This is a genomic window from Chroococcidiopsis sp. TS-821 (genome assembly GCF_002939305.1).
Lineage (GTDB): Bacteria > Cyanobacteriota > Cyanobacteriia > Cyanobacteriales > Chroococcidiopsidaceae > Chroogloeocystis.
This window is the reverse complement of sequence record NZ_MVDI01000006.1, coordinates 129,231-148,740: the sequence shown is the minus strand read 5'-3', so window position 1 is coordinate 148,740 and position 19,510 is coordinate 129,231. Positions and strand designations below refer to the sequence as shown.

At 46.0% G+C, this 19,510-nt stretch carries 15 protein-coding genes and 2 pseudogenes; 12 read left to right on the top strand and 5 right to left on the bottom strand.

From position 1 onward, the window contains the following. The first annotated feature begins 146 nt into the window (after positions 1 to 146). The 3 genes from B1A85_RS16115 (at position 147) to B1A85_RS16105 (ending at position 2,428) form a co-directional block, all read left to right on the top strand. Positions 147 to 845: a hypothetical protein gene (locus tag B1A85_RS16115; RefSeq protein WP_015328573.1), complete on the top strand. Its 699-nt coding sequence runs from the start codon at positions 147 to 149 to the stop codon at positions 843 to 845. Between the two features lie 74 nt (positions 846 to 919). Next, positions 920 to 1,540: an FMN-dependent NADH-azoreductase gene (locus B1A85_RS16110; protein ID WP_015328572.1), complete on the top strand. Its 621-nt coding sequence runs from the start codon at positions 920 to 922 to the stop codon at positions 1,538 to 1,540. Positions 1,541 to 1,546: 6 nt separating this feature from the next. Then, positions 1,547 to 2,428 carry an RNA polymerase sigma-70 factor gene (locus tag B1A85_RS16105; protein WP_015328571.1) on the top strand — a complete coding sequence of 294 codons (882 nt, stop codon included), beginning with the start codon at positions 1,547 to 1,549 and terminating at the stop codon, positions 2,426 to 2,428. 33 nt (positions 2,429 to 2,461) lie between these two features. Here the strand turns inward: B1A85_RS16105 and B1A85_RS16100 are convergent, their stop codons facing one another. Together B1A85_RS16100 and B1A85_RS16095 are read right to left on the bottom strand one after the other, a co-directional pair. Then, positions 2,462 to 5,626: a CusA/CzcA family heavy metal efflux RND transporter gene (locus B1A85_RS16100; RefSeq protein WP_015328570.1), complete on the bottom strand. Its 3,165-nt coding sequence runs from the start codon at positions 5,624 to 5,626 to the stop codon at positions 2,462 to 2,464. A 6-nt stretch (positions 5,627 to 5,632) separates the two neighbouring features. Then, positions 5,633 to 6,316, bottom strand: a complete 684-nt coding sequence (locus B1A85_RS16095; protein WP_015328569.1) for an efflux RND transporter periplasmic adaptor subunit — start codon at positions 6,314 to 6,316, stop codon at positions 5,633 to 5,635. Between the two features lie 127 nt (positions 6,317 to 6,443). On the opposite strand from B1A85_RS16095, the gene rppA reads away from it, so the two are divergent. Beyond that, the gene (rppA, locus tag B1A85_RS16090; RefSeq protein ID WP_015328568.1) at positions 6,444 to 7,136 is read left to right on the top strand and encodes a two-component system response regulator RppA; all 693 of its coding nucleotides are present in this window, start codon (positions 6,444 to 6,446) and stop codon (positions 7,134 to 7,136) included. Positions 7,137 to 7,145: 9 nt separating this feature from the next. Then, positions 7,146 to 8,534 carry a two-component system sensor histidine kinase RppB gene (gene rppB, locus B1A85_RS16085; protein WP_015328567.1) on the top strand — a complete coding sequence of 463 codons (1,389 nt, stop codon included), beginning with the start codon at positions 7,146 to 7,148 and terminating at the stop codon, positions 8,532 to 8,534. A 28-nt stretch (positions 8,535 to 8,562) separates the two neighbouring features. Here the strand turns inward: rppB and B1A85_RS16080 are convergent, their stop codons facing one another. Then, entirely contained in the window at positions 8,563 to 8,964 is a 402-nt protein-coding gene (locus B1A85_RS16080; protein ID WP_015328566.1) for a helix-turn-helix transcriptional regulator, read from the bottom strand. Positions 8,965 to 9,120: 156 nt separating this feature from the next. On the opposite strand from B1A85_RS16080, the pseudogene B1A85_RS26230 reads away from it, so the two are divergent. The 7 genes and pseudogenes from B1A85_RS26230 to B1A85_RS16050 all read left to right on the top strand — a co-directional run. Then, positions 9,121 to 9,327: pseudogene (locus B1A85_RS26230) on the top strand (cation transporter); the annotation flags it as partial. Positions 9,328 to 9,369: 42 nt separating this feature from the next. After that, complete coding sequence (locus tag B1A85_RS16075; protein WP_041919589.1) at positions 9,370 to 11,493, top strand: heavy metal translocating P-type ATPase; 2,124 nt, start codon at positions 9,370 to 9,372, stop codon at positions 11,491 to 11,493. Positions 11,494 to 11,539: 46 nt separating this feature from the next. After that, positions 11,540 to 12,478, top strand: a complete 939-nt coding sequence (locus B1A85_RS16070) for a vitamin K epoxide reductase family protein (protein WP_015328564.1) — start codon at positions 11,540 to 11,542, stop codon at positions 12,476 to 12,478. Positions 12,479 to 12,533: 55 nt separating this feature from the next. Then, positions 12,534 to 13,649: a tetratricopeptide repeat protein gene (locus B1A85_RS16065; RefSeq protein ID WP_015328563.1), complete on the top strand. Its 1,116-nt coding sequence runs from the start codon at positions 12,534 to 12,536 to the stop codon at positions 13,647 to 13,649. 6 nt (positions 13,650 to 13,655) lie between these two features. After that, positions 13,656 to 14,330, top strand: a complete 675-nt coding sequence (locus B1A85_RS16060) for a cation diffusion facilitator family transporter (protein WP_015328562.1) — start codon at positions 13,656 to 13,658, stop codon at positions 14,328 to 14,330. Continuing rightward, positions 14,330 to 15,160, top strand: a complete 831-nt coding sequence (locus tag B1A85_RS16055) for a CPBP family intramembrane glutamic endopeptidase (protein ID WP_015328561.1) — start codon at positions 14,330 to 14,332, stop codon at positions 15,158 to 15,160. Before B1A85_RS16060 ends, B1A85_RS16055 begins: the two co-directional genes overlap by 1 nt. A gap of 274 nt (positions 15,161 to 15,434) precedes the next feature. Beyond that, the gene (locus B1A85_RS16050) at positions 15,435 to 17,516 is read left to right on the top strand and encodes a heavy metal translocating P-type ATPase (protein WP_015328560.1); all 2,082 of its coding nucleotides are present in this window, start codon (positions 15,435 to 15,437) and stop codon (positions 17,514 to 17,516) included. A gap of 59 nt (positions 17,517 to 17,575) precedes the next feature. On the opposite strand, the pseudogene B1A85_RS16045 reads toward B1A85_RS16050, so the two are convergent. Together B1A85_RS16045 and B1A85_RS16040 are read right to left on the bottom strand one after the other, a co-directional pair. Next, positions 17,576 to 18,916 (bottom strand): annotated as a pseudogene (locus B1A85_RS16045) (TolC family protein); the annotation flags it as partial. A gap of 319 nt (positions 18,917 to 19,235) precedes the next feature. Continuing rightward, entirely contained in the window at positions 19,236 to 19,493 is a 258-nt protein-coding gene (locus B1A85_RS16040) for a DUF1830 domain-containing protein (protein ID WP_015328558.1), read from the bottom strand. Positions 19,494 to 19,510: the final 17 nt, after the last annotated feature.

Here is a 19,510-nt window from a genome sequence, read left to right as displayed (position 1 = left end):
TTACTCTTAAGCTACACACAGAAGTCATCTCTACTAGCGAAAGGAATATTTAGGATTGCTTAATCTGACAAACCAAGTCTTGTCACAAAAAAAGCTTCTCTCTCGTCTTGATTATGTAAGCCTATCTCTAGCTAGGAGCGATCACCATGATTGAAATGATTGACACATTCGTCCGCTTTGACACAGTGTTAAGTCAAACAGCTCCTAAAATTGCCAGTCGTCTACAGCCTGGATTAACAGCCGATGACATTAAGAAGCAAATCGCTGCATTCTCATGGGCACTGCCCCAAGATATTCACGATTTATATCAATGGCACAATGGGCTTTCTGGCACTTCAGAAAAATTGAATTTAGCTGAAAAATTTCTGCGACTCAAAGGGAAATGGCACGGTGAATTAGCAGGGCGAGAGAACGAAGTCCATCTACTATTTGAAGGGCGGCTCATTGTCGCAAAGTTTTTGCCCTTGGAATATGCCCTGGCAGGGCATCGTCATCTCAAGCTTGGTAAGTGTTTGATTAATTTACTGCCGATCGCCATTCTAAATGACAGCAACACCACCATCTATTGCATGATTCGATTAAATGCGGAGCCGCCGACCCTGTACTGTGCGAATGGAACGAACTTGCCTCCGATAAGAGTAACGGAAGTTTTTTTGTCTACTCAGCTTCAATTTACTGGATTAAGTCACTTAGTTGCTTTGTTAACCGATTGTTTTGAACAGGGTGTTCAACCTCCCTCAATTAGCCAGAAAGGTCAGGGGATAAGGGCAATCGACTGTGAAATTGATTCGGTACTGTTTGCCCAACTCCTTCAACAATTTAGAAGCAAGAACATCACGCAATAGCATTAGAGGATGATGTCACAACACAAGGTAGTGTTTCGTCCTTTAAAGGTAGATATCTAAAATGAAACCCTCTGATGAACCTACTCGAAGTTCAATCCAGCGCTCGGCTAGAAAAATCTGTTTCTCGTACCCTCAGTGATAACTTTATTCATGCATGGCAAGTAACGCATCCGCAAGCACATCATCAACGGCGGGATATTGGTAGCCATCCTCCTGCTCACCCTACACAACTATGGACAACGGCAAATTACACTCAACCAGAAGATCGCTCACCTGCCATGACTGAATCGCTGAAAGAGTCTGAGCAACTGATTGAGGAATTGCTGTGGGCAGATCGGTTGCTGCTAGGTGTGCCGATGTATAACTTCAGCATACCTTCTACTTTCAAGACATATTTAGATAATATTGTGCGAGTCAATCGCACCTTTACTTTCGATCCCATCAATCATACCTTTGCAGGCTTAGCGACAGGCAAGAAAGCCTTGATAATTACGCCAAGTGCAGGCAATTTTTCGCCTGGTACGCCATTGGGACATCTGAATTTTTGTGAAACCTATGTGTGCTCTATTCTAAGGTTCATCGGTATTGAGGATACTACAGTTGTCGCTGTACCTCATCAGTTTATGCCTAACGAGCGACAGCAACACATCGAAAACGCACATACACAACTGATGAATTTAGCAGCAAACTGGTAGCGCCTTATGAGCCAATTAAAGATTTTCAATCAATACAGGTCGCTTCTGTTTGCAATCGCCTATAGGATGTTAGGCAGCGTCAGTGATGCTGAAGACATTGTGCAAGAAGCTTGGATACGCTGGCAGAATACCGAAACCATAGTGAAATCTCCCAAGGCATTTCTATCAAAAATTGTGACTCGATTGTGTATTGATCACCATCGTTCTGCCCGTGTGAAGCGAGAACAGTATGTAGGAGCTTGGCTACCTGAACCTTTAGTAACGGAGTTGTGTACGAAGGATAGTGCGGAATTAGCAGAATCTCTTTCCTTTGCGTTTTTAATGCTGCTTGAATGTTTATCTCCTACGGAAAGAGCAGTATTTCTCTTACGCGAAGTGTTCGATTACAGTTACGATGATATTGCCAAAACTGTTGGTAGAAGTGTTTCAAATTGCCGTCAAATTGTACATCGCGCTAATCACCACCTTGTCCTACGCAGACCAGCGATCAGTCTAGATTCTCATGCGAATAATATCCTGCTAGAACGGTTTCTTGACTATTGGAATCAAGGGGATTTGCAGTCGCTCATTACGTTGATGGCAGAAGACATAACTTTCTGGTCAGATGGAGGAGGCAAGACAATTGCAGCCCAGAAACCGCTACATGGTTGTATAAAGGTAGCTCGATTTTTATTAGCAATTCGACGCAGCCAATTAACCCCTACAATGGTTCCTCAAATTGTCACAATTAATGGACAGCCTGGAATCATCAATCTCGTCAATGAAAAGCTCCATAGCGTTTTTAGCTTTGATATTACAAATGAGCAGATCCAGTCAATCTTTGCAGTGGTCAACCCAGAAAAGCTAAAAGGTATTAAGCAGGGGTGCGATCGCATCTCATATTGGTAAACGAATCGCGCCCCTAATCAGCTTTTAGAAACTTTATAAAACCGAACTGGCAGACGGTTGTGGCTCCGCATTCACCGGAAAACTTGTTTCAACTGCGACTGATTTTTGTTTGGGCATCAAGCGTTTGCCAAACTTCGCGTAGACAGCAGGAATAACCAACAAAGTCAGCGCTGTAGAGGTAAACAAACCGCCTAGCACCACAATTGCTAAGGGTTGCAGAATTTCGTTTCCGGCTCCACTGGCGATCGCTAACGGCAGCATCCCCAGTGCGGAAGTGAGCGCCGTCATTAGAATAGCGTTTACTCGCTCCAGAGAGCCGTTGACAATGACATCTTGGAGGTGCATCCCTTGAGCAAACTTGTTGTTGTAGTTGTCTACCAATAACAAGCCATTTCGGACGGCAACGCCGAATAAGGTGATGAATCCGATCAAGGATGCGATCGAAATTACACCGCCAGTCAAGGCGATGGAAACAATGCCACCCACCAGCGCCAACGGTAGATTAATCATAATGGCGATTGTGGCAGAGAGTGACTTCACCGAGAAGAACATCAGTACCGCAATGGCGATCGCAGCTAGGATACTAAATACTAGCAAGTTATTGCTAGCACGTTGTTCCGATTCAAACTGTCCGCCGTACTGGATAAAATAGCCATTGGGCAACTGCACTTTTTGCCGAATTTGAGCTTGAATATCGCTCACCACGCTGCCCAGATCGCGTTCCGCCACGTTTGCTGAAACAACAATCAACCGCGACACATCTTCCCGATTCACCACATTGGCTCCCATACCGTAATCTACAGTGGCGACGGTACTCAACGAAATGGTTTGCCCGGTGGGAGTAAAGAGGGGAATGGCGCGAATGGCATCTAAATTATTGCGAGCATTCTCTGCCAGTGCAACAGAAATATCGATCAGTTGCTGGTTCTCTGCCACTTGTGACACCACGCGTCCATTGAGAGCAGTTTCCACTACGCCTGATAATTGCTCCATACTCAAGCCATAAGTAGCTGCTGCTGCGCGATTGTATTGGATTTGCACCTGACGGATCGGCAGTTGGGGTTCAAGCTGTAAGTCTACAACTCCACCAATGGGCTGGATGATATCCCGCACCTGTTCGCCGATCCGTCGCAGTTCGGTCAGGTCTGGACCAAAGATTTTCACGGCGATCGCGCTTCTTACCCCAGACAGCACTTCATCCATGCGGTGGGAAATAAACCCGCCAATGTTAGGTGCAACACCAGGCAATTTGAGGAACGCTTCACGCAGTTGTTTCACGCTGGCTTCTCGGTCTTGCATCGCCAGGTCGCTGAGTTCCACATCGACGTGTGCCATATTGACACCTGCCCCATCTGCGTCACCAGGAGTGCGTCCTGCTCGCACCTGCACCCACTCATACAAGGGATTATCCTTAAGTGAATTGGAAAGCGCGGTGCCTGCCCGATTAGTCATATCCAGCGAGACGCCGGGGAACAACACCATCGAGTTGACCATCGATTTTTCCTGGAATTCTGGCAGAAACACCCGTCCCAAAGAGGGAATGATCGCAAAAGCAGCAACCAATGCAGCCAGCGCCAAACCTAGAATAATTTGGGGCGATCGCAGCGACAGATTCAGCAGGGGACGATACAGCCGTTCTGCCCATCGTGAAATGAATGTGCCTTGCTGAGGCAGGGTTTGATTCGCCAGCAGAATGGCACAAAGGGCAGGGGAAAGGGTCATGGCGACCAGTGTAGAAGCCGCGATCGAGAGCAAATATGCTAATCCCATCGGCGCAAAAATCCGCCCTTCTACGCCAGTCAAACTGAAGATTGGCGCAAACACGACAACGATAATCACTGTAGAAAAAATCACTGCCAGCCGCACTTCCACAGACGTGTCATACACAACCTGGAACGGGTGCTTGGGATTGCCCTGTGCCTGATTGGTTCGGAGTCCGCGATAGCAGTTTTCCATATCGACGATCGAATCATCTACTACCGATCCAATAGCAACCACTAACCCACCCAGCGTCATGGTATTGATGCCTAAACCAAAGGCTTTCATAAACATCAACCCGATTAACAAGGACAGCGGAATTGCGCTCAGGGTAATTACCGCTGTGCGCCAATTCATCAAAAATAGCAACATAATCACCGAAACGATAATGATGCCTTCAATCAGAGAGCCGCTGACATTGCCAATAGCAGAATCAATAAAATTAGACTGGCGAAACGTTTGCGCTATTTGCACATCAGGGGGAAAATTCGGCTGCAACGATTGCATCACTGCTTCCACGGCTTTGGTGACAGTAGGTGTATCGACATCGGGCTGTTTATTAATCATCAGTACCACCGCAGGCTGCCCATTAAAGCTGGCATCTCCTCGCTTCAGGGCTGCTCCGGTTTTGACTACCGCCACATCTTTAAGAAAAACTGGCTTGCTATCCTGAACTTTCACGACAGATTCTTGCAGATCGGCGATCGATTTCACCTGCCCAATGCCGCGCACCAACAGTTCTTGACCACCGCCAATCAGAAAACCGCCTGGGGCATTAGAGTTTGCGCCTCTAGCTGCATTGGTAACTTCGGTGAGGGAAACATTGCGCGATCGCAGCTTTTCTGGATCAACTAGTACCTGTTCTTGACGCTCATCTCCACCGTAGATTGTGACATCGGTGACTCCTGGCACGGACAAAATTTGATTGCTGAGCGTACTATCGACTAAACGACGCAGATCCATCAGCGACGTTTTTCCCTGTCCATTGACAGTGAAGGCATATTGCAAAATGGTGCCCAATGGCGATGCTAGGGGTGAAATCTCTGGCGAATGCACACCTTCAGGAAGCTGATTTGTCACCTGTTGCAGCCGTTCTGTCACGGCTTGCCGCGCTTGGTAAATATCGGCATCCTGGTCAAACACCACTTGCACCATCGACAGCCCCACCTTGGAGGACGATCGCACAGTTGTCACACCTGGCAAGCCATTCACCGCACTTTCAATCGGTACAGTAATTTGCGACTCTACTTCCTCTGGAGCGAGTCCAGTCGCTTCGGTGTGAATATCGACTTGGGGTGGGGCGAATTCGGGAAACACATCTAGCGGCATTTGGGTGGCACTGAAGACTCCCCAGACTGTCACTAAAATGGCACAGACGACGATGAACCACCGCTGAGCTATCGAGTTTTTGAGCGTCTGATTTAGAATCGAGTTAAACATCTTAAATTAGAAGCCCCCTTTCTTGTTAGAAAAGATGTTCTTCTTTTTGCGACCGCCACTCATAAAGGCGATCGCCCCTACCAACAGCGCTGCTCCACCACCGGCTGCGGCTACAATCCCTATCGGGAATCCGCTCGGTTGCGGAGTCGTTTCACTAGACTGTGAGACGAGATTACCAGCATCATCGTGGCTATGAGGGATTCCTTGAGCATCTGCCTGAGCATGGGCTGTACTAGTTTGGGGAGAGGCGATTGCGGTTGGACTGGCGGCTGCATTGGCAGTTTGAGTTTTGCGCGATTCTGCATAGAGCGACAAACTTCCTTCAGTGACAAGTTTTTCCCCAACTGACAATCCTTGAGTTACCTCGATCAGGTCGCCCTGAGTTGCGCCAGTTGTGATGGGAACAGGCTCATAAAAATTCTCATACTGCACGAAGACGAGTTGCTTACCGTTAGCATCGACCAATGCTGTGATAGGCACCATAACAGCGGCGCTACCATCTGCGGCTGGCTCAATTGGCGTAACCATAATACCCAACATCTGATCGGTTTCAGCATTGACTTGCACGCGCTGAACACCGCCCTCTGCCTGAAATTCATCGCCATGCCCAACGTGAGCAAACCCAACGCTAGGTACACTGATAGCCAAACCAACAGCAATAATGGAACTAATAAATAGAGCGGATTTCATAATACTTCCTCACAAAGACGCGGGGCTAAACCAAAATCTTCCATAGTCTGCCAAAGAGCAGATGAAAATCAGGTGAAATGGCAGCGATTTCTGTAAAATCAAGCTTGTGGTTAATTTCATTGGGGCTATGCGAGTTTTGCTAGTAGAAGACGAAGCGGATTTGGGACTAGCCATTAAGCAAATCTTAGTGAGCGAAAAATACGTAGTAGATTGGGTGCCAGACGGCTCTCAGGCATGGCATTGTCTTGAAAGCCAGTGGACAGATTACACGGTGGCGATCGTCGATTGGCTGCTACCAGAGCTATCAGGGCTAGAGTTATGCCAGCGGCTCAGAATGCACCAAAACCCCTTACCCGTGCTGATGCTCACCGCCCTGGGACAACCTGAAAACCGGATCGCCGGACTCGATGCTGGAGCCGATGATTACTTGGTCAAGCCATTTGTGATGGAAGAACTGCTGGCACGGTTGCGGGCACTTCAGCGGCGATCGCCTCAACTTCAACCCCAAAACCTCAGTATTGGTGCATTCACGCTAGATTATGCCAATAATGCCCTGTGCAGCGAACTAGCTCAGCCTCCTCAAGCGATTCCTTTAACCGTCAAGGAATTTCAAATCCTCGCCTATCTGATGCAAAATCCTAATCGCATCATTTCAGGTAGCAAAATTCGGCATCAACTCTGGGATCTAGAAGAAGAACCGATCAGCAATGTGGTTGCAGCACAAATGCGGTTATTGCGACGCAAGTTAGCCAGCTATGGTTGCAACTGCCCGATCGAAACCATTCCGGGTCAGGGCTATCGATTCAACACAGCCTTGTGAACAGCCGCTATGAACAGCCACCAGCTTTTTCGCCGCAGTCGTGCCCGTTTGGCACTCTGGTATGCGCTTGTCATGGGGATAATTTTAAGCCTGTCTTGGTTCGGGATGTACCGAGCGCTCGTTCAAGCAAACTGGGCAGCACTAGAACGAGAAATTGAGTCGATCGCTGGAACGCTGCATGACAGTCTGGAACCCAGGCTATCTGCTTCAGAAGATCCGGCAGTTGTTTTACAGCGAATTTTTCCCGAATTATGTTTAGTAGGTCAATTTTGTAATATCAGTTCCACCTTGATTCAGCGCCATACAATCGGCATCAGCGATCGGAGTACCTACTACATTCGCTTGTTCGATCATCACGGCAAACTACTTGCTTTTTCACCTAATCAACCGCTGCCACTTCCTCAAACTTTCAACCCTGCTCCGTGGCAAACGTTTCGCACTACTGATAGGACTCGCTATCGCCAATTCACGACAATTTTGCACAGTGCTAATGCGAGACATCAGGCGGCTCAAACAACTAATCATCCATCCTGGGGCTATCTGCAAATTGGACGTACTTTAGCACCCTTCGATGCTGAAACCAGGCGAATGCAATGGACATTTATTATTGGATTCCCTATTGCGCTGGGTTTGGTGGTTATTTCAAGTTGGCGGCTCTCAGGCTTGGCAATGCAGCCCATTTACCAGTCCTATCAGCAACAACAACAGTTTACCGCCAATGCTGCTCATGAGTTGCGATCGCCTCTTGCTAGCTTACTGGCAACTATAGAAGCCATTTTGCGAGTTCCCCAATCAAATCAACAAAATATCCAAATTATGCTGCATACTGTTGAACGGCAAGGACGACGCTTGAGTCATTTGATCGCAGATTTACTCTTTTTGACTAGTCTTGAACAAGATTCGTCATTAAAGCCCTTTCAACCCTGTTGTTTGAATGACCTCATCAACGATTTGACCGAAGAGTTTTTAGAGCTTGCAACGGCATCAGATATTCACCTAACCAGCCAAATTCCTGATTTCGAGATCTACATCCTGGGTAACGAATCGCAGCTTTACCGCTTAGTGTCAAATTTAATTGCCAATGCCATTCAGTACACACCTAGTGGAGGACAGGTGAGCGCGAGTCTCACAGTGCGTGATCGCACTGCCGTAATTGCGGTAAAAGACACAGGGATTGGGATTCCGCTAGCTGAACAAACGCAAATTTTTGATCGCTTTTATCGTGTTGATGGAGACCGCTCTCGCAAAACTGGAGGAACAGGATTGGGGTTGGCGATTGCACTGGCAATTGCCCAAAAACATCAAGCCCATCTCAGTGTTGAAAGTCTAGTAGGACAAGGGAGCATTTTTACTTTAGAAATGGTGATTACAAACCATAGAACATTTAGGCACGATTGAAGCAAAATTTGAAGAATTCTCTTGTTTGTCAAGAATTTTGCTCTTGTAGATGCTCTGAAACCTCCTGATAAAGGCTGATGATATGCTGGTCGGCCAGACTGTAATAGACATTACGTCCTTCCCTGCGATATTTCACCAGGTGTTGCGATCGCAAAATTCGTAATTGATGTGATACCGCAGACTCGCTTACCTTCACAGCAGCCGCTAAATCACAGACACATAGTTCTCGATTCGCTAACGCAGACATCAGTCGCAAACGATTTGGATCGGCCAATGCATTAAAAAACTCTGCCATCTGTTGCGCCTTGTCTACAGGCATAATTTCTGGTTGTACCTGACGCACCTGCTCAAGATGAACGAGATGAGCGTCGCAACTGGGCATATCTTCATTATTCTGAGAAGACTGCGATTTTGGTGACAATTTGCTCATAGGGGTTAAAGTTAGCAGCTAAAAGCAGGGTGCAGGCTCAGTGTGGGTAAATGATTCTCATTCTAACACCTGAAATATATGAAGATATATTCATATATTTCAGAATTCGTGTTAAAGTTCAGAAAAGTTCCTCTGTAACTGCGTAATGAAATCCCTATGAATCAAATTCCGTCGCTTAAAACTCAGCAGATGCAGATCGGCGGCATGGACTGTGCAAGCTGTGCGGTAAAAATTGAAATAGCCTTGGAACGCTTAGCAGGTGTAGTTGAAGTATCTGTGAGCGCTGCAACTGAACGTTTGACAGTCTCCTACAACCCGCAAAAGGTGACTGAGGCAGACATCAGAAATCGAGTGGTGAGGTTGGGATATACCGTAGCAGTTGAGCAGCCCGCATTAAGCCGAACGATGGATATCATAGTGGGGGGCATGGATTGTCCCTCCTGTGTCGATAAAATTTCGACATCCCTCGAAAAATTGTCAGGTGTTACAGAAGCATCTGTCAATTTTGTTACTGGCAAGTTACGGGTCTCCTATAATCCGCAGCAGGTGAATGAAACAACCCTTCGCGATCGCATCACTGCTTTGGGTTATACCGTTATCACTCCCACACCGAAGCCTCACTCTGAGACACACGACCATGAGCACAATCGCGGGCATAGTCATGGCACGGGTGAGTTTAATCTCAAGGCAGAAATTGTTCCTGTGCTTTTAGTTGTGGCTCTTTTAGCTGGAGGAGTGATTTTTGAGGAGTCTTTGCACAACACACCTTATAGTTTGGGAGAATATGCGGTATTCATCCCTGCTTACCTAGTAAGTGGTTGGACTGTATTGAAGGCGGCTGGACGTAATATTTTACGCGGGCAAGTGTTTGACGAAAACTTTTTAATGACCATTGCGACTTTGGGCGCGATCGCCATTCACCAACTCCCCGAAGCCGTCGCCGTCATGCTGTTCTTTCGGGTTGGAGAACTATTTCAAGAATACTCTGTCGGGCGATCGCGCCGCTCTATCAAAGCACTGTTAGAAGTTCGCCCTGATACTGCCAATCTCAAAGCCAATGATACAGTCAAAGTTGTTTCTCCAGAAACAGTCAGGGTGGAAGATATAATTCTGGTTAAGCCAGGAGAAAAAATTCCTCTGGATGGTGAAGTTTTAGAGGGTAATTCGCAGCTTGATACCTCAGCTTTAACGGGAGAAGCTGTTCCCCGCACGGTAAAAACCGGAGAAATAGTTTTAGCAGGGATGATTAACCGGACGGGGTTACTGACTGTTCGAGTTACGAAACTGTTTGGTGAATCGTCGATCGCCAAGATTCTCGATTTGGTCGAAAATGCGACCAGTAAGAAAGCAGCAACGGAGAAATTTATCACTCGTTTTGCCCGCTACTACACACCAATTGTAGTTGTTCTGTCGCTGGCAGTTGCCCTCTTGCCACCTCTATTCATTCCTGGTGCAACTCACGAAGAATGGGTTTATCGTGCCCTAATTCTGCTCGTCATCTCCTGTCCTTGTGGGCTAGTGATTAGTATTCCATTAGGCTATTTTGGTGGTGTTGGCGGAGCTGCTAAACGAGGTATTTTAGTCAAAGGCTCGACGTTTTTAGATGCGCTCACAGATGTTAAAACGGTTGTTTTTGATAAGACCGGAACCTTAACCAAAGGCGTGTTCAAAGTTACTCAAATTGTCACTAAAAATGGCTTTTCCGAAGCAGAATTACTAACGTTAGCAGCTAAAGCTGAATTTCACTCCAATCATCCGGTTGCACAATCGATTCGAGAGGCTTACGGTCAACCCATCGATGATGCAGATGTGACAAATTACGAAGAAATTGCGGGTCATGGCATCCGAGCTAACGTGAGCAATCAAACGGTGCTGGCAGGAAATGACCGTCTCCTGCATCGAGAAAATATTGATCGCGATACTTGCAATGTAGAAGGAACTGTCGTTCATCTTGCGATTGATGGGCGCTATGCAGGCTACATCTTAATTGCAGATGAAATCAAAGAGGATGCGGTTCAAGCCATTCAAGACCTCAAGCGGGTTGGAGTTGCGCAAACAGTTATGCTCACAGGCGACAACAAAGCCGTTGCTCAAGGCATAGCCACGCGTTTGGGACTAGATTCTTACAAGGCTGAATTGCTACCGGAAGGCAAAGTAGAAGAGATCGAAGAGCTACTCAGTCGTTCGGGCAGAGGCAAAGTAGCATTTGTAGGTGACGGTATTAATGATGCTCCTGTCATTGCTAGAGCTGATATTGGCATAGCGATGGGTGGACTCGGTTCCGATGCTGCCATTGAAACAGCGGATGTCGTGATTATGACTGATGCACCCTCCAAGGTTGCTCAAGCTATTCAGGTGGCTAGAAAAACCCGCAAAATCGTACTACAGAACATTATCTTAGCAATGGCAGTTAAAGGTTTATTTATCGTACTAGGAATGTTTGGCGTAGCAACACTTTGGGAAGCGGTATTTGCGGATGTCGGTGTCGCACTTTTAGCAATTCTCAACGCAACTAGAGTTATTCGTTAAGTCACTTAAATTCATCAAGCTTTCTTCTTTCGACACAAAAAATACTATGCCTCGTAAACAGTCAATTCCCTGGATGCATCGCTGGTCGCGTCCCTTAATTGCAGGTATCGCTACGCTTGGGGCTGTAGTCACAGCATATTTAACTTACACAAAACTCACTGGTGATGCAGCGGCTTGTCCGACAAAAGGCTGTGACATTGTACTTTCGAGTCCCTACGCGACCGTGTTTGGTCAACCGCTAGCTTTATTTGGTTTTCTTGCCTACACCAGTATGATTGTCTTAGCGATCGCGCCGCTACTCGTTAGTTCGTCACGAAATCAGATCCGCGCTCAAATCGAGGCTTGGACAGGGCTAATGCTATTTCTCGGCGGCACTGCCATGCTGGTGTTCAGTATCTATCTGATGTATCTGTTGACGTTTGAGATCCAAGCGCCGTGTATCTATTGCATTGCCTCAGCAATTCTTTCGTTGAGCTTATTTGTTTTAGCTTTGCTGGGACGTGATTGGCAGGACATTGGACTACCACTGTTTGCTGGAGGTTTAGTCGCAATACTTGTAGTTGTAGGTACTTTGGGAGTTTATGCAAACATTAATAACCCAGCGATCGCTGAATCTAATCCTACACAACCTTCACCGGGAGGTTACACAATTACGACAACTTCGGGAGAGGCAGAAATTGCTTTAGCAAAGCATTTAGCAAAAGTCAAAGCAATCATGTACGGTGCATTTTGGTGTCCTCACTGCCACGACCAAAAGCAGCTATTTGGACAAGAAGCCGTTCAATATATTTCCTATATTGAGTGCGACCCTAGTGGCATCAATCCGCAACCACAGCGGTGTCAAGCTGCTAACGTTCAAGGATTTCCCACATGGTCGATTAATGGTCAGACCGTGACTGGCGTGCAAACCTTAGAGGAATTAGCTAAATTATCGGGCTACCAGGGACCGCGCAACTTCAAAAATTCGGAGTCACTACAGTCATGAAACTGATTGCTAGCAGATCCGCTCTCATCCACAAATGCAAGCAAGATGAGTTCTTATGAAACGAACAATTATCGATAAAATACAATCAATCATTGTGCTAGCGATCGCCAGTAGTTTGATCGTAGCTAACCCGCAAGTTGTTCAAGCACACGCCGCAAATCAATTGCGCAATAAAGTTGAAGTTAATCAGGAACTCAACGAGCTTTTGCAACAAGGGCGAAAGCTTGTTCAAGAAAGAAATTTCACCAAAGCGTTATCGCTTTATCAACACGCAGTTGAATTAGATCCAAAAAATCCGCAAATCTTTTCTGCGATTGGTTATATCCAAGCTGTTCAAAGTAACTTTCGAGAAGCATCGAATGCGTTACAGCAGGCAATTAAATTGGATCGGGATAACGCCAATTTTCACTACGCCCTAGCATATTCGCTAGCAAAATTGGGAGATAATCCCGCAGCCGCATCTGCCTACCGTCGCAGTATTGCTCTTGCAGCAAATAACGTCAACGCTTATTTAGGGTTAGGTATCGTACTGCTACGTCAACGCGATGACAACGCAGCATTGCAGGTGCTTCAGCGCGTGACAGAATTAGCACCCACAAACACGATCGCGTATCATCTAATGGGAACGCTTCTACTTCAGCAAAAGCGGTATTCAGAGGCAATTGCCAGCCTCCAGCAAGCAGCGCAGATCGCGCCACAAGACAGTACAATTCAGTTAGATTTGGGAATTGCCTGGTTGAATCAGCAACGGATGACAGAGGCAATCGCCGCGTTCGAGCGGGCTGCACAGCTCGATCGGAATAACAGTAAAATCCGGTTACAAATCGGCAAAATTCTCCAGTTGAAAGGTAATCTTGACGAGGCGCTGCGAGCGTATCAACAAGCCGTTGACATTCAACCCAACTTGATGGAAGCACGCAAGGCGATCGCAGATATTCTGTTAGAACAGCAGAATTACTTGATGGCGCTAGTAGCACATCGCCAGGTGATTGCGTTAGTACCGGAAGATGCTAATTCATACTACCATTTGGGAGTTGCTTTGCAAGCACGGGGACGTCTTCAAGAAGCGATCGCTGCCTTTACTCAAGCACGCAATCTTTATCAAAGTCAAGGCAAGAAGGAAGCTGCGCAGAATGTTGAAACAATCTTGCGCCAATTCCAAGTGCAATAGAAGCTTATGACACAAGCCAAAAATTACTACTATCAACAAATCAATTCGGTGGCATCTCAACATGGGCGAAGAATGCAACCAATTCATCTTTTGTGGATTGTTCTGGGGTTGCGGAGTATCTTTTTTCTAGTGGAGTTAGCAACTGGACTTTTGGTTCATAGTTTGTCTCTAATTGCTATTTCAGGACATATGCTAGTTGATGTGCTGTCAATTGTCATCGCTTTGGGTGCAGCTCGACTAACGCAGTATTCATCTCAAAATAATATAGCGATCGCTCCTCAGCAAATCGAAGCTTGGGCAGCACTCCTTAATAGCATAATCCTAATTGAAGTTGCGGCTTTACTCCTCTGGGGCATCATGAGACAAACACAACCACCAGAACTCAGCGCTGGTTTACCTATGTTGGTCATGGCAGCATTAGGATTTGTGGTCAGCGGGATAAATGCCAGCTTGCTTTATCAAGAAAGTCACCATAATCTAAATGTGCGTGGAGTGTTTTTACACGCGATCGCCGATGCAGCTAGTTCAGTAAGCTTAATTTTAGCCGCATTGGCATTGCTTTACTTCAAGTGGCTATGGGCAGATGTCGTTGCCAGTTTACTCGTTGCTGCACTCATTTTCTTGAACGCCCTCTCACTACTGAGAGATAGTCTCCAAATCCTCAAGCCAGAAATGCTTTAATGGCTAAACTTTACCAGACTTTTTCTACGCTTGCCCGCTATCCAGCGGGGGTAAGATTAGGAGTTTTTGTCGTTATTCTACTCCTATTGTGGCTACCTATCGCAGTTCCGATCTATTGGGTCTGGGGTACAAGTAACTTGACAAGCATAGTCACAATGCTTGCGTTGTATGGCGAGTTTATTTTTCTACTGCAACTTTGGGGGCAAAAAGTTCATCGACAAGTTCATCCGCTTGCAAGTCACGGGGTAAGCGGCACCCGCCGCAATGCGTTGGAGTTGTTAAAAGGAGTAGGCATTGGAGTCACAAGTCTTTTGTGCTTATTTATCTTGGAGGGTTTATTGAGTTGGTTAACCTGGCAGTCCTCAACGCAATTCCTACCCAAAATCATACTTGAAGGGTTAGGAGTAGCATTAGGCGTAGGATTTGCCGAGGAGTTATTATTTCGGGGCTGGCTAGTTGATGAGTTGCAATGGGATTATGGTTTCAAAGTTGCTTTATGGATTAGTAGCAGTATTTATGCAACGTTGCATTTTATTAAGCCTTGGGGAGAAGTTTTACGAACATTGCCCAGTTTTCCAGGATTGTTACTTTTGGGCTTAACTTTAGGTTGGGCAAGACAAGTTAGCCAAGGTCATTTGGGTTCAGCAATTGGATTGCACGCTGGTTTAGTCTGGGGTTACTACATTATCAATGTGGCAGAATTAGTGCGCTATTCCCAGCAAGTACCACCTTGGGTAACAGGCATTGATCGTAATCCTTTAGCAGGTGCAATGGGATTATTGTTTCTAAGCGTGATTGCCTTGAGTTTGCGAATTACTTCAAGTAATTAGTTCTACTTCAATCAGAGTAGTCAAGGTTGAAGACTACAAATAATTAATATTCTGATAATCATGAAGTATAAATACAATATCTAGATGTGCCAGTAATCAAGCTAACTTATACTCGTTTGATCCTCGACCTTCATACATAAGTATAAAAGTTGTTTTAGCTACTCTTTCTGAACATTTCATCCTAATTTCATAAACTTTTGCGAAACTATCCCTAGAGCCAATTGCCTTAACAAAATGAGATTACTTTCTATTGCAGAATAGGGGAGCAGAACCAATGCAGCAAGAGGACGGGCATCACAAACATCAGGATCATCCGCAACGAACAACACTTGATCGTCACGACCAACACGGGCACAATCAAGCCGAATCATCATCGCATAGTAAAGATAGAGCGCACAACAAGCACGCTGGACATAGCCCTGAGATGTTTAAATGGCGCTTTTTTATTTGCCTTTTCCTGACTTTGCCGATCCTCTACTTTTCACCTTTGTTTCAAGAATGGTTTGGCTACACTGCCATTCAGTTTCTTGGCGTGAACTTAGTCAGTCCTATTTTGGGAACAGCGATTTATTTCTATGGAGGCTGGGTATTCCTTCAAGGAGCCTTACGCGAATTTCAAAGCAAAATAGGGATGATGACCCTAATAGCCTTAGCAATTACAGTTGCTTATGTCTACAGTTTGGCAGTCTCTTTAGGGCTACGTGGAGAGCCTTTTTACTGGGAACTCGCAACCCTAGTAGATGTAATGTTGCTTGGTCATTGGATTGAATTGGTTTCAGTGCAGGGAGCAAGCCGTGCTTTGGAACATTTAGCAGATTTAGTGCCTTCTGTTGCACACCGACTAGTAAATGGTCAGATTGAGGATGTATCTGTAGGTGAATTGGCACAAGGAGAGCAAATTTTGATCCGCCCTGGGGAACAAATACCGATTGATGGTGAAGTAAAAGAAGGCGTGTCAAGTGTTAACGAAGCATTTCTCACAGGCGAATCGCGTCCTGTTACTAAACAGGCTGGTGATGAAGTCGTAGCAGGAGCCGTAAATGGAGAAGGCGCATTGACTGTAGTAGTGACGCGAACAGGCGAGCAAACAACACTTAGCCAGGTGATGCGTTTGGTTGAGGAGGCGCAATCTTCGCGAGGGCGGTTTCAAGCACTTGCAGACCAAATTGCTTACTGGTTAACCTTGATTGCAATTGCAATTGGTACCTTGACGTTAGTTATTTGGCTGATGCTAAATCCAGATCCAACTTTTGCAATCAATCGCAGCGTAACAGTATTAGTCATCACCTGTCCTCACGCTTTGGGTCTGGCAATTCCTCTGGTTATGGTTAATGCAACATCAATGTCTGCTAAGAATGGTATTTTAGTACGGAATCGAGAAGCCTTCGAGCGAGCGAGGAATATTAAAACAATTGCTTTTGATAAAACAGGCACTTTGACTGAAGGACAGTTTGGAGTACAGCGAATTTATGCTCAAGATATCAGTGACTTAGAAGCACTTGCGATCGCCGCCGCTTTAGAATCGCTATCGGAACATCCGCTAGCACAGGCAGTCGTGGAGGAAGCAAACAATCAGCAAGTGAAACTTCCGAAAGGAAGTGAGTTTCAATCGGTGACAGGCAAAGGAATAGAAGGTGTTGTTAACGGTAAAAGCTATCGAGTCGGGCGTTCAGAGTGGGCAGAAGAACTGGGTTTGATGTTTCCTACTGAGTTGCAAGCAGGATTAGAGAAAATTGAAGCGCGTGGAGAAAGCGCGATTGCACTACTAGACAATAGTCAGGTTCTTGCGATATTTGGGCTAGCTGACAAGATCCGCGAACGCGCGCGCGAAGCTGTTCAACAGCTGCAAGTCATGGATGTTCAGGTCGTAATGATTACCGGAGATGCCGAAGCTGTGGCAAAAACTGTTGCAGCGGAACTGAACATCGAGCAATATTATGCGCGTGTTTTACCTCAAGATAAAGCAGCAATCATCCAGCGGTTAAAAGCAAAAAGCCCAACGGCATTTGTTGGTGATGGAATTAATGATGCTGCCGCTTTATTTAACGCAGATCTAGGAATTGCAATTGGTGCAGGGACAAATGTAGCAATAGAATCAGCTGACTTGGTGTTAGTTGAAAATGACCCGCTTGATGTAACGTATACACTTCAACTTGCTAAAGCAACTTATAACAAGATGATTCAGAATTTGTTTTGGGCTACTGGGTATAACGTAGTTGGAATTCCATTAGCGGCTGGAGTTGCTGCCCCTCTAGGTATTCTACTCTCACCGGCATTGGGAGCCGTGTTCATGAGCCTTTCTACTGTAATTGTGTCAATTAACGCGATGTTGTTGCGCCGAGTCCAGTTAACCTAATTCGACCGATGCTCTCGGTCAGTTACAAGCCCCATTCCCCTGTGGGTAGGGCGGTTGACTTACTCAAGTCCTCCAGATTGCGGATCTGAACTAGCTGCGCGCTGTAATCTTGCTAACGCCCGATTGTAGTCTAAAATTGCCGTGACGCGATTGCCTTCGGCGTTGGTGAGGTCGTTTTCTGCATCGATGACTTCGGTTTGCGTCCCGACTCCGGCTTGGAAGCGTAAGCGTGCTAATCGCAATGCTTCGCGTGCTTGTTCTAATGCGACCGATGCAGTTTGAATGTTTGCTAAGTTTGATTGAAGCGTGTTGTAAGCTTCTTCCACTTCAAAACGGACTTGGTTGCGCGTGTCGGCAAAATTTGTCTCGGCGATCGCAATATTAGCTTCTTCTTGTCTTGCTCTAGCGCGGGCGGCTCCCCCATCATATAAATTTAACGACACGTTGGCTCCCAGCGAGTAACCATCTGCTAGACCAGCTCCATCATCAAACACATCTAGAACGTTATAACTTGTCACCAAACTGACGCGTGGTCCTAATTGAGATAATGCCAAGCGTCGCTGTGCTTCACTGATATTGCGCTGTACAAGTTGCTGTTCGAGTTCTGCACGATTGCGAAACGCCAGCACAATACTGTCTTCTAGAGGCAAATTCCATAACCCTGAGATTTGCACGGGGTCAGCCGCAGAAACATTTACCAATTGTGCGATACTCAGTCGCGATGCTAGCTGACGACGACTTGTTTGTTGTTGACCCAACGCATTAGTTAAATCTTGTGTAGCGTTTGCTAACTGTACTTCCGCTTGTAGTACAGCAAATCGAGTCCCTACTCCTGCTTGCTCTAACGCTTGGGCATCGCGTAAACTCGCTTGAGCATTGGTGACAGCAGATTGATTGATCCGGACTAGTTCATCAGCTGCTTGCAAATTGTAGTAATCATCTGCAACATTCAAACGCAACTCTTCTGTAGCTTGCTCTAGCTGCAATTCACTCAAGCGCACTTGTTCTTCGGCGGCACGAATTCGCGAACTTCTTTCGCCGGAAGTATAAAGGTTGTAACTCAGTTCCGCTGTTCCACTGAGCACGGTGCTGATTGAACCTTCGTCCGTTTGGGGAATGCCTTGATTTTCTTGAATACGTTGCTGCAACTCCGATTGGGCTGAGCGCGAGCGCGAAATTCCTGAATTTACACCGACACTAGGATACAATGCGGAGCGTGCTTCGCGTAGTGCTGCACGACTGCGTTCAACTGTGAGTCTGGCGACTTGTAACTGTCGATTGTTTCGCTGTGCCAGTTCCAACGCTTGTTGTAGTGTGATTGGCTGCGTACCCTGGACGCGTACTTCTTCCGGTCGTGTAGGAAATTGTAGTGGGTTGGGATTGGGATTGAGATAATTTGGAGCTTCTGTTGATAACCCTGGACTAGGGGAGCTACTGGGAGTAGAGTTTAAATTGTTTTGAATTGGAGTGCTTGTACGCACTGGTACTATTACATCTTGTAGTTGCTTAGAAAATTCGTTTGCCTGAGATTGAATACTCTGACTCGAACTATCAATGTTTTGCTGAGTAATTGATAAAACGTTTTGAGACCTACTTGGCTCAATGTTTCCTAAAGCCGTTACTGTGCTTATACTTACAGCTATAAAATAGCGAGTATAGCTCAAAATATTAATTCTCACTCCTTTTCATCCTACTTATTGATAGTTTTCGATCAGTTTTTTATGAATTAATACGCAAGCGATCGCATAGAATCTTGTCCATTAAGACTGTACTAGGTATTTCGCTACTGTAGATTTCTAAATAAGTAATTGGTAGTGCAAAGAACAAGATACGTTGTCCTGGAAAAATAACTCGTTCAAACCAGCTACTAATTGGGTTGGCAATCCGCAAAATTTGAACTTGTCTTGTAGTATTAACATAGCCACAAAGAATTTGTTCAAAGCGTTCATCAAATAAAGCAGCAGACATTTGAGCCATAATTGTTAGTATTAAAT

Coding starts and splice junctions, on each gene's coding strand:
- B1A85_RS16115 (WP_015328573.1), top strand. CDS start 147: ATGATTGAAATGATTGACACATTCGTCCGCTTTGACACAGTGTTAAGT.
- B1A85_RS16110 (WP_015328572.1), top strand. CDS start 920: ATGAACCTACTCGAAGTTCAATCCAGCGCTCGGCTAGAAAAATCTGTT.
- B1A85_RS16105 (WP_015328571.1), top strand. CDS start 1,547: ATGAGCCAATTAAAGATTTTCAATCAATACAGGTCGCTTCTGTTTGCA.
- B1A85_RS16100 (WP_015328570.1), bottom strand. CDS start 5,626: ATGTTTAACTCGATTCTAAATCAGACGCTCAAAAACTCGATAGCTCAG.
- B1A85_RS16095 (WP_015328569.1), bottom strand. CDS start 6,316: ATGAAATCCGCTCTATTTATTAGTTCCATTATTGCTGTTGGTTTGGCT.
- rppA (WP_015328568.1), top strand. CDS start 6,444: ATGCGAGTTTTGCTAGTAGAAGACGAAGCGGATTTGGGACTAGCCATT.
- rppB (WP_015328567.1), top strand. CDS start 7,146: ATGAACAGCCACCAGCTTTTTCGCCGCAGTCGTGCCCGTTTGGCACTC.
- B1A85_RS16080 (WP_015328566.1), bottom strand. CDS start 8,964: ATGAGCAAATTGTCACCAAAATCGCAGTCTTCTCAGAATAATGAAGAT.
- B1A85_RS16075 (WP_041919589.1), top strand. CDS start 9,370: ATGGATATCATAGTGGGGGGCATGGATTGTCCCTCCTGTGTCGATAAA.
- B1A85_RS16070 (WP_015328564.1), top strand. CDS start 11,540: ATGCCTCGTAAACAGTCAATTCCCTGGATGCATCGCTGGTCGCGTCCC.
- B1A85_RS16065 (WP_015328563.1), top strand. CDS start 12,534: ATGAAACGAACAATTATCGATAAAATACAATCAATCATTGTGCTAGCG.
- B1A85_RS16060 (WP_015328562.1), top strand. CDS start 13,656: ATGACACAAGCCAAAAATTACTACTATCAACAAATCAATTCGGTGGCA.
- B1A85_RS16055 (WP_015328561.1), top strand. CDS start 14,330: ATGGCTAAACTTTACCAGACTTTTTCTACGCTTGCCCGCTATCCAGCG.
- B1A85_RS16050 (WP_015328560.1), top strand. CDS start 15,435: ATGCAGCAAGAGGACGGGCATCACAAACATCAGGATCATCCGCAACGA.
- B1A85_RS16040 (WP_015328558.1), bottom strand. CDS start 19,493: ATGGCTCAAATGTCTGCTGCTTTATTTGATGAACGCTTTGAACAAATT.